At 58.6% G+C, this 2141-nt stretch carries 2 protein-coding genes and 1 pseudogene; 2 read left to right on the forward strand and 1 reads right to left on the reverse strand.

Annotation, left to right across the window (positions count from 1 at the left end):
- Positions 1-126: 126 nt before the first annotated feature.
- Positions 127-1104: an NAD(P)-dependent oxidoreductase gene (locus HK28_RS11820; RefSeq protein ID WP_086644760.1), complete on the reverse strand. Its 978-nt coding sequence runs from the start codon at positions 1102-1104 to the stop codon at positions 127-129.
- 107 nt (positions 1105-1211) lie between these two features.
- Between HK28_RS11820 and HK28_RS11825 the strand changes: the two genes are divergently transcribed.
- The gene (locus HK28_RS11825; RefSeq protein ID WP_086644761.1) at positions 1212-1838 is read left to right on the forward strand and encodes a TetR family transcriptional regulator; all 627 of its coding nucleotides are present in this window, start codon (positions 1212-1214) and stop codon (positions 1836-1838) included.
- A 158-nt stretch (positions 1839-1996) separates the two neighbouring features.
- A pseudogene (locus tag HK28_RS14350) lies at positions 1997-2141 on the forward strand (IS6 family transposase); the annotation flags it as partial.

Genomic DNA, 2141 nt, shown 5'->3' on the forward strand with positions numbered 1-2141 from the left:
TGGCGTTTGTAGCTGGCAGGGGCAACTCTCATGCAGAGCAATCTACAACCCAGGAGTTAATGTGACAGCACCGAATGAGCTTGTCATGACCGCCTGTTCCGATATTTGGCGTTTGGGAAAGTGGGATCAGGCGCCGGCGCGCATCGCGGCTAAGCCCTGCGCCCAGCTTGTGACGGGGACGTAGCCCAGTTCCTCACGCGCGCGGCGATCGGATACAGTGAAATCATAGCCTACCATCCGCAGCATCTGCCGGGTCAACGGCGGCTCTCCTGAACGCCTGAACGCGCGCCAGACGAATTCCATCACCCGCGCCATGAACCATGCAATTCCCAGTGGCGCGTTGCGGGCCTTTATCTCGACCCCCTTGGTCCCGACCAGCGCAGTCATCACCGCGCGCATTGACTGACTCTGTCCGTCGGTGACGAAATAGGCCCTGCCGCCCAGTGATCTCTCGGCGGCCAAGATGGCGCAGGCGCAGACATTGTCGACATGGGCGGTCGACATGCTCTGGTTGCCGCCTGCGGGCCACGCAAAACTCCCCGCCGTCACCTGCTCGATCAAAATGTTGAGCATCGGCATTCCGGTGCCCCAGATGAGGGGCGGCAAGATTACAGCGGTGCGCATGCCATCGGCCCTGTTTGCGTCGAGAACCAGCTTCTGTGCGCGTGCCTTCGACGCGAGATAGGGAGCCCATGAGGGATAGGCGAGCGGCATGTCCTCGGCGATGTCCGTCATCGGCTTGCCATCGCCCATCACGACGCCGGCAGCACTGATGTAGACGAAGCTGGAGACGTGCTCTGCCTGAGCCGCCGCTAGCATGTTGCGGGTGCCCTCGACATTCGTGGTCTCAAAGTCCTCCACCGGTGCCCACATAGTGAACAGCGCGGCCGCGTGAAACACGGTATCTGCGCCTGCCATCCCCTTTCGGAGCGCAGCCGGATTGCCAAGATTGCCCGCAAAAGGCTCCGCGCCGATCGCGCTCAGCTTTGCGGCATCGCTCGGGTTGCGGTGCAGGGCGCGCACAGTCCAGCCCTGCTTAACGAGCCATTCTACCAGATGACGACCGAGCAGCCCGGTGGCGCCGGTTACGAATGCAGTTGCCATTTGCGGCCTCCTTATGAATCGAGCCAAATATAGAATCAACAATTTCAACTTACAATATCCGTTATCTGTAATTTGTTTAGTGTTATGGGTTAGTCTATTAAAGAGGTATGCGAGAAACATCTTTTCAGCCGCTAACGGCAGCCACCGTCCTCGAAAGTGCGAAGGCACAAATTCGTCGGTTTGGCGAGGCGAAGACGAATGTTACGGACGTTGCGCGTGACTTGGGTGTGAGTCATGCCGCGCTTTACCGCTTCTATCGCTCCAAAAGCGCTATGATGGATGCGATCGTCCAGGAGGCCATGGACGACGAAGCTCATTTGGCGGCCCACTATATCGGAGCCGATGGTCCAGCCGCTGAGCGACTAGTGGCGATGCTTCTCGACCTGCACCGACGCAAGCGTGACCGGTTTGTCGGCGACCGGGAGATCCACGATCTGTATCAACGCATCGTCGTGGATCGGCCCGACATGATCGCCACGTATGCCGAACGGATTACCAACCTTGTCGCAGATTTGATCGATGAAGCGGTACGGCGGGGCGAGTGGCATATCGACGACACCGATGTCGCAGCACGCGTCGTTCGCGATGCAGTGACAGTCTATGTGCATCCGGCCTTTGTGGCACAACTCGTGACGGCAAACGCCCCGGTTGAAGCCATGTTGCACGCGACCGTTACAACGCTTATCCGCGCGTTCGAAAGCAGCATGCGCTATGGAAATATGAAAGAGGCCTGAGATGCGGCGTCGCGGCCCTGTCACCGACCATTTCGACGGGTTCGCTTCTCCAATCCCAATGAACCCGGCACGGACCGGGATTTACGGGGGGAATGACTCAATTATCCTGCTGTATATCTCCACAGCAGGTGCTGTCACATTAACTTCGGGGCTTTAGAATGCCCTGCATTAGCGCTCCTCCTGCAAGCTACAAACGTCACCGCTTCCCACGTGAGTTGATCGCACATGCGGTGTGGCTGTATTTCCGGTTCCCGGTGAGCTTCCGCCTGATCGAGGAGATGCTGCTCGAACGTTGGGTTGTCG

It is taken from the genome of Acetobacter sp. DsW_063 (assembly GCF_002153745.1).
Lineage (GTDB): Bacteria > Pseudomonadota > Alphaproteobacteria > Acetobacterales > Acetobacteraceae > Acetobacter.